The sequence below is a fragment of the Nocardioides sp. genome (genome assembly GCF_035429765.1).
In the GTDB taxonomy this organism is placed as follows: Bacteria; Actinomycetota; Actinomycetes; order Propionibacteriales; family Nocardioidaceae; genus Nocardioides.
Map to the genome: position 1 here is coordinate 1 of NZ_DAOMFK010000147.1, position 7,670 is coordinate 7,670.

At 73.5% G+C, this 7,670-nt stretch carries 5 protein-coding genes; 3 read left to right on the top strand and 2 right to left on the bottom strand.

Features of this window, described 5'->3' with window-relative positions; genetic code table 11:
• On the top strand, positions 1 to 1,800 hold a 1,800-nt coding region (locus tag PLP61_RS12630), incomplete at its 5' end, for an amidohydrolase (protein WP_324503079.1).
• A gap of 78 nt (positions 1,801 to 1,878) precedes the next feature.
• On the opposite strand, the gene PLP61_RS12635 is transcribed toward PLP61_RS12630, so the two are convergent.
• Positions 1,879 to 2,625: a dienelactone hydrolase family protein gene (locus tag PLP61_RS12635; RefSeq protein WP_324503080.1), complete on the bottom strand. Its 747-nt coding sequence runs from the start codon at positions 2,623 to 2,625 to the stop codon at positions 1,879 to 1,881.
• A gap of 96 nt (positions 2,626 to 2,721) precedes the next feature.
• Positions 2,722 to 4,608 (bottom strand): translational GTPase TypA, encoded by a 1,887-nt coding sequence (gene typA / locus PLP61_RS12640; RefSeq protein ID WP_324503081.1) that lies wholly within the window; start codon positions 4,606 to 4,608, stop codon positions 2,722 to 2,724.
• A 246-nt stretch (positions 4,609 to 4,854) separates the two neighbouring features.
• Between typA and PLP61_RS12645 the strand changes: the two genes are divergently transcribed.
• Together PLP61_RS12645 and PLP61_RS12650 are read left to right on the top strand one after the other, a co-directional pair.
• Positions 4,855 to 6,567 carry an AMP-binding protein gene (locus PLP61_RS12645; RefSeq protein ID WP_324503082.1) on the top strand — a complete coding sequence of 571 codons (1,713 nt, stop codon included), beginning with the start codon at positions 4,855 to 4,857 and terminating at the stop codon, positions 6,565 to 6,567.
• Positions 6,568 to 6,623: 56 nt separating this feature from the next.
• A partial coding sequence (locus tag PLP61_RS12650; protein ID WP_324503083.1) for a M4 family metallopeptidase occupies positions 6,624 to 7,670 on the top strand: 1,047 nt, incomplete at its 3' end.

Here is a 7,670-nt window from a genome sequence, read left to right on the forward strand (position 1 = left end):
CGGGCCGCTCGCACGGTCATCCGCAACGCGCGGGTGTTCGTCGGCGACCGGCGGGGCACCGTCGCCCGGGCGATCGCGATCGGCTGGGACGGCCGGATCCTCGCCGTCGGCTCCGAGCGGGAGCTGCACCGGCTGAAGGGGCGGCGTACCGAGGTGGTCGACGCGGCCGGCGGCACGGTGATCGCGGGCATCCACGACGGCCACGTGCACCCGATGTACGCGGGGCTGCGTGCCCTGAACCCCTCCCTCGGCGACGCCGAGCTCACCGCCGCCGAGGTGACGTCGCTGGTCTCCGGGTTCCTGGCGGACCCGGCGTACGGCGGCGAGCCCGACGCCTGGCTCACCGTCGAGGGGTGGAACCCGGCCGGGACGCCCTCCGACACGCTGCCCGACCGGGCCCTCCTCGACACGCTGGCCACCGCGCGGCCGCTGGCGCTCAACGGCTCCGACGGGCACAACCTCTGGGTGAACACCCGCGCGCTCGACCTCGCCGGGATCGACGACGCCACACCCGACCCGGTGGGCGGCGAGATCGTCCGCGACGGGACGGGCCGGGCGACCGGCGTCCTCAAGGACGCCGCCCAGGACCTGGTGAGGTCGCTGGTCCCGGAGCCGACCCCGGAGCAGATGTACGACGCGTTCGCGCGTGCCTTCGCCGAGATGGCCGCCGGGGGGATCACCACCGTGATGGACGCCTGGGTCGAGGAGTGGCAGCTGGACTTCTACCGCGCGCTCGCCGACAACGGCGCCCTGCCTCAGCGGGTGACGGCGGCCCTGCTGGCCCCGCAGGAGGTGCTCGGTGCGCCGGGGGACGTGCTCGCCGAGTTCCGCCGGCTGGCCCACGCCTACGACGACGTGCCGCGGCTGCGCTTCGGCACCGCGAAGGTGTTCATGGACGGGGTGATCGAGTACCCGGCCCAGACCGCGGCCCTGCTCGAGCCCTACCTGGACGAGAACGGCGTCCCCACCGACCACTACGGGGACCTCTACGTCGACGCGGCCACGATGGGCGCCTTCAGCACCGTCCTCGACGCGGCCGGCTGGCAGGTGCACGCCCACGCGATCGGCGACGCCGCCGTACGTGCCGCGCTTGACGGGTACGCCGCGGCGCGCGCCGCCAACGGCCTGCGCGGGCCCCTGCACGCCATCGCCCACCTGCAGCTGGTGCACCCCGACGACTACCCGCGGTTCGCGGCGCTGCGCGTGGTGCCGAACATGCAGCTGCAGTGGGCCACCCGGAACGTGTGGACGATGGACGCGCTGCTGCCCTACATCGGTCCCGAGCGGCACCGGCGTATGTACCCCGCCCGGAGCCTGCTGGCGGCGGGGGCGCCGCTGGCGGGTGGTTCCGACTGGCCGGTGGACCCGCTCTACCCGTGGAACCAGGTGCAGACCGCGATCGACCGGACGGGCCTCTACGGGGAGGGTGAACCGCTGTACCCCGAGCAGGGCATCTCGCGCCGGGCCTCGCTGCTGATGCACACGCGGGCCACGGCGTACCAGCTGCGCCAGGCCGGCCGCACCGGGACGCTTGCGCCCGGCAAGCAGGCCGACCTGGTGGTGCTGGACCGTGACCTCACCACCTGCCCGGTGGCCGAGATCCACCAGGCCGTGCCGCAGCTGACCATGGTGGGCGGGGAGACGACGTTCGACCTGTCGACCAGCACCGGCCGGGCGACCCGGCGCTCGATGGAGCGGGCGGCGAAGGCCGCGACCGCGGTCGGTGCCGGTCGGGTCGCGCACGAGGACCTGCCGGGACGCACTGCGGGCTGCCCCTGCACGGCGGGCGCGACCCACTGAGGGTTAGTACGGTCCCAACGCGGGGTCTCCCCGGCGTTTCCACCCCGCGTTGGGACCGTACTAACTGGGTGGGCGGGCTCAGGCCGGCGTGAGGGTGGTGTCCAGCAGGGTGCGCAGGGTGGCGAAGTGCCGCTCGCACGCCGCCTCGTCGTACACCGCCGTGTCGGCCATCGTGTAGCCGTGCCGGGCCCCCGGGTAGGTCTCGTTGACCGCCTCGAGCCCCGCGGCCGCCAGCGCCCGTCCGAGCCGGGCCACGGCCTCGGCGTCCATGGAGGCGTCCTGGTCGGCGTGCCCGAAGGCGAAGCGCGCCGTCGCGCCGCCCAGCCCCAGGTGCGGGCTGTCCGGTGAGTCGGTGGCCAGACCCCCGCCGTGGAACCCGCCGCACGCGGCCACCGTCCCCGGGTGCGCGCAGGCCGCCCGCACCGCCAGCCGGGCCCCCATGCAGTAGCCGACCACCCCCACGGGTGTCAGCACGTCGGGGCGTGCGGTGAGCGCCTCGAGGTACGCCGCGACGTCCGCCAGGGACCGGGCGGGTGTGAGCGCCCGGATCCGCGGCATGGCCTCGGCGAAGAAGGCCGAGCGCGCCTCGTCGGTGGTCAGCGGCGCGACCGGTGAGGTCTGGGCGGCGGTGCCCTGCCGGTAGAAGACGTGCGGCGCGAGCACGACGTACCCCCACGAGGCGATCCGGTCGGCCATCTCGTGGATCCGGGGGCGCAACCCGATCGCGTCCATGAACAGCAGCACCCCGGGCCTCGGGGCGCCCCCGTCCGGGAGGGCGAGCCACGCCTCGGCCGTCCCGTCGGCCGCGGGAACCTCGATCCTCATCCGGTCAGGCTAGTGCCGGTCACCGGGATAGTACGGTCCCAACGCGGGGTCGAAACGCCGCGCCGACCCCGCGTTGGGACCGTACTATCGGCCGGGTCAGGAGGAGCGGCGCGCCCTGGAGGCGAGCTTCGCCCGGGCGTGGGCGTCGAGGACCACCTTGCGGATCCGCACGGTGTCGGGGGTGACCTCCACGCACTCGTCCTCGCGGCAGAACTCCAGGCACTGCTCCAGCGACAGCCGCCGCGGGGGGATCAGCTTCTCGAAGTTGTCGGAGGTCGAGGAGCGGATGTTGGTCTGCTGCTTCTCCTTGGTGATGTTGACGTCCATGTCGTCGGCGCGGGAGTTCTCGCCGACGATCATGCCCTCGTACACCTCGGTGGTGGGCTCGACGAACAGCACGCCGCGCTCCTGCAGGTTCGTCATCGCGTACGCCGTCGCGGCGCCGGCGCGGTCGGCGACCAGCGACCCGGAGGCGCGGGAGCGGATCTCGCCGGCCCACGGCTCGTAGCGCTCGAAGACGTGGTGGGCGATGCCGGTGCCGCGGGTCTCGGTGAGGAACTCGGTGCGGAACCCGATCAGGCCGCGGGCGGGGACCAGGAACTCCATCCGGACCCAGCCGGTGCCGTGGTTGGTCATCTGCTCCATCCGGCCCTTGCGGGCGGCCAGCAGCTCGGTGATCGCCCCGAGGTACTCCTCGGGCGCGTCGATGGTGAGCCGCTCGACGGGCTCGTGGACTTTCCCGTCGACCTCGCGGGTGACGACCTGCGGCTTGCCGACGGTGAGCTCGAACCCCTCGCGCCGCATCTGCTCCACCAGGATCGCGAGCGCCAGCTCGCCCCGGCCCTGCACCTCCCAGGTGTCGGGCCGCTCCGTGGGCAGCACCCGCAGCGACACGTTGCCCACCAGCTCACGGTCCAGCCTGTCCTTGACCAGCCGGGCGGTGACCTTGGCGCCCTTGACCCGCCCCACCAGCGGGCTGGTGTTGGTGCCGATCGTCATCGAGATCGCCGGCTCGTCGACGGTGATCAAAGGCAGCGGGGCCGGGTTCTCCGGGTCGGCGAGGGTCTCGCCGATCATGATGTCGGGAATGCCTGCGATCGCCGCGATGTCACCCGGCCCGACCTCGTCGGCGGGGACCCGCTCCAGCGCCCGGGTCACCAGCAGCTCGGTGATCCGCACGTTCTTCTGCGACCCGTCACGCTGCAGCCAGGCGACGGTCTGCCCCTTGCGCAGGGTCCCCTGGTGCACCCGCACCAGCGCGAGACGGCCCAGGAACGGCGAGGCGTCGAGGTTGGTGACGTGGGCCTGCAGCGGCGCGCCCTCGTCGTACGTCGGCGCCGGGATGGTGTCGAGGATGGTGCGGAACAGCGGCTCGAGGTCGGGGGAGTCCGGCAGGCCGCCGTTCTCAGGCATGGTGAGCGAGGCGCGGCCGGCCTTGGCCGAGGCGTAGACGACCGGGAAGTCCAGCGCGTCCTGGCTGTGGTGCTCGTCGAGCAGGTCGAGGAACAGCTCGTAGGTCTCGTCCACGACCTCGGCGATCCGGGCGTCGGAGCGGTCGACCTTGTTGACGACCAGCACCACCGGCATGTCGGCGTTGAGCGCCTTGCGCAGCACGAACCTGGTCTGCGGCAGCGGGCCCTCCGACGCGTCGACGAGGAGCACGATGCCGTCGACCATCGACAGGCCGCGCTCCACCTCCCCGCCGAAGTCCGCGTGGCCGGGGGTGTCGATGATGTTGACCGTCATCCCCGCCGGCGCCGACGGGCCGGTGTAGCGGACCGCCGTGTTCTTGGCGAGGATCGTGATGCCCTTCTCCCGCTCGAGGTCGCCGGAGTCCATCACCCGCTCCGCGACGCCCGCCTCCTCCTGGTGCGCGGTGAAGGCGCCGGCCTGGTGCAGCATGGCGTCGACCAGCGTGGTCTTGCCGTGGTCGACGTGGGCGACGATCGCGACGTTGCGCAGGTCGTGGCGAGTGGTGGGCATGGAAGTACGACGTCGCTTTCGGTCGGGGAACTGGAGTCGCGCGGCTCCCGGGGTCGGGCGGCTCCGGGGCGGGCGACGGGTCAGTCTATCGGGGGCGCGGCGGCCCCCCGAATCGTCGTACCTCCAGGTAGTCCGCCGCGATTCTCATCATCTCGGGACGGGAAATGATGAGAATCGCGGCGGACCATCTCCGAGGTGGCGGAGGCGGGCTACCCACGGGGTGGGTCCGCGGCGATGATGGGGCCCATGGCCGATCCCGACACCACCCCGGCGGCGGCGCTCCGCGCCGCCCGCGACCACCTGGTCGAGGCCCGCGCGGACTACGCCCGCGCGCTGGAGGCGTTCGCCTGGCCCGACGTGGGGCCGACCTTCAATTTCGCCCACGACTGGTTCGACACCTGGGCCCGGGGCAACGAGCAGCCCGGGCTGGTGATCGTGGAGGAGGACGGCACGCGGGCGGCGTACTCCTTCGACGAGCTGGTACGCCGCTCCGACCAGGTCGCCCGCTGGCTGGCCGACCGCGGGGTCGGTCGGGGGGACAGCGTCGTGGTCATGCTCGGCAACCAGGTGGAGCTGTGGGTGAGCATGCTGGCGCTGCTCAAGCTCGGCGCGGTGATCATGCCGACGACCACCGCGGTGGGCTCCCCCGAGCTGGTCGACCGGATGGAGCGCGGCCAGGCCCGAGCGGTGGTCGCCAACGCCGTGGACACCGCGAAGCTCGACGCGGTGCCGGGCGACTACGCCCGGGTCTCGGTCGGGCCGGCGGACGGCTGGCACGACCTGGCGGGCGCCCAGGACGTGGAGCCGGCGCCGCTGCCGCACCCGGGCAATGGCACCACCGACCGGTTGCTGCTCTACTTCACCTCCGGGACGACCAGCCGGCCCAAGCTGGTCGAGCACACCCACCGCTCCTACCCCGTCGGCCACCTCACCACGGTCTACTGGCTCGGGCTCCGGCCCGGCGACGTGCACCTCAACATCTCCTCGCCGGGGTGGGCCAAGCACGCCTGGTCGAACTTCTTCGCCCCCTGGCTCGCCGAGGCCACCGTCTTCGTCTACAACTACTCGCGCTTCGACGCCCCCGCGCTGCTCGAGCAGATCCGCGACGAGGGGGTGACCACGTTCTGCGCCCCGCCGACGGTGTGGCGGATGCTCATCAACGCCGACCTCTCCGGCGGGCCCGGCAGCCTGCGCGAGGCCATCGCTGCCGGGGAGCCGCTCAACCCCGAGGTGATCGCGCGCGTGCAGCAGCAGTGGGGGCTCACCATCCGCGACGGGTTCGGCCAGACCGAGACGACCGCGGCGATCGCCAACCCGCCCGGGCAGCCGGTGGTGCCCGGGTCGATGGGGCGGCCGCTTCCCGGCGTACCGGTGGTGCTGGTCGACCCGCTCACCGGCACCCGCGTCGACGGGGCGGGGGAGGGCGAGATCTGCCTGGACCTCGCGGCCGAGCCGCTGACGCTGATGACCGGCTACCAGGGCGACCAGGCGCGCAACTTCGACGCCATGGCCGGCGGGCACTACCACACCGGCGACCTCGCGTCTCGCGACGCCGCGGGCTACATCACCTACGTGGGCCGCACCGACGACGTGTTCAAGGCCTCCGACTACAAGGTCAGCCCCTTCGAGCTGGAGAGCGTGCTCATCGAGCACCCCGCGGTCGCCGAGGCCGCGGTGGTCCCTGCCCCCGACCCGGTCCGGCTCGCCGTGCCCAAGGCGTACGTCGTGCTCGCGCCCGGGCACGAGCCGACCGCGGCGACCGCCGAGTCGATCCTGGGCTACGCACGCGCCCACCTGCCGCCGTACCTGCGGGTGCGCCGGCTGGAGTTCGCCGAGCTGCCGAAGACGATCTCGGGCAAGATCCGCCGGGTCGAGCTGCGCGGCCGGGAGAACGAGCGCGCCGAGGAGCGGATCGCCGGGGAGTGGCGCGACGAGGACTTCCCGGGGCTGAAGGGCTGACCCCTCGGGGTGACGTGGCCCTGGGAAATCCGCCCGGGGGCGAGTAGACCTGCTCCATGGGAACCACGCGCCGTCCCGCTCGCTGCCACTTCGTACCGCCGTACCTGCTGGCCTCGATCGTCGCGGCCGGCCGCCAGGGGGAGGCGGGCCCGGGTCTCGGGGACCGGGCGGCGGGCCGAAGCGCCCAGCGGACGCTGCGGCTGGACGCGAGGTTCCGCGCCGCCCGGGAGGCCGGGCCGGTGGAGGGCGTCGACACGGGGCCGGCGTGGAGCGTGCACACCGCCGCGAACGGGACCACGCTGCCGGGGCGGCTGGTCCGCTCCGAGGGGCAGCCGGCCTCGGGGGACGTCGCCGTGGACGAGGCGGCGGTGGGCGGGTCGGGGGCGCTGGCGCTGTTCGCCGACGTCTACGGCCGCAACTCCTACGACGACGCAGGGGCGACCGTCGTGATGACGGTGCACTACGGCCGGGACTACGACAACGCCTTCTGGAACGGCCGGCAGCTGGTCTTCGGTGACGGCGACGGCAGGGTCTTCGACCGGTTCACCAAGCCGGTCGACGTGCTCGGCCACGAGCTCACCCACGCGGTCACCGAGCACACCGCGGGGCTGGTCTACCGTGACCAGCCAGGTGCGCTGAACGAGTCGATGTCCGACGTGTTCGCCGCCTGCGCCAAGCAGCGGATGCTCGGGCAGAGCGTCACCGAGGCGGACTGGCTGATCGGCGCCGGTCTCTTCCTGCCCGGGGTCCGTGGCCGCGCGCTGCGGGACATGGCGGCGCCGGGTACGGCGTACGACGACCCGGCGCTGGGCCGTGATCCCCAGGTGGGGCACATGGACGACTACGTGCGCACCACCTCCGACAACGGCGGGGTGCACCTGAACTCCGGGATCCCGAACCGGGCGTTCTACCTGGCCGCGACGGCCATCGGGGGGACGTCGTGGGACGGGGCCGGCGCGATCTGGTACGCCGCGCTGACCGGCTCGGCTGTCGGGCCCACGACCGGCTTCGCCGGGTTCGCCGCCGCGACGGTGGCGGCGGCGGGGGCCCACTCCGACGCGGTCGCGGCGGCCTGGGCGCAGGTGGGCGTGGGCGCGGGGGAC

Coding starts and splice junctions, on each gene's coding strand:
- PLP61_RS12645 (WP_324503082.1), top strand. CDS start 4,855: ATGGCCGATCCCGACACCACCCCGGCGGCGGCGCTCCGCGCCGCCCGC.
- typA (WP_324503081.1), bottom strand. CDS start 4,608: ATGCCCACCACTCGCCACGACCTGCGCAACGTCGCGATCGTCGCCCAC.
- PLP61_RS12635 (WP_324503080.1), bottom strand. CDS start 2,625: ATGAGGATCGAGGTTCCCGCGGCCGACGGGACGGCCGAGGCGTGGCTC.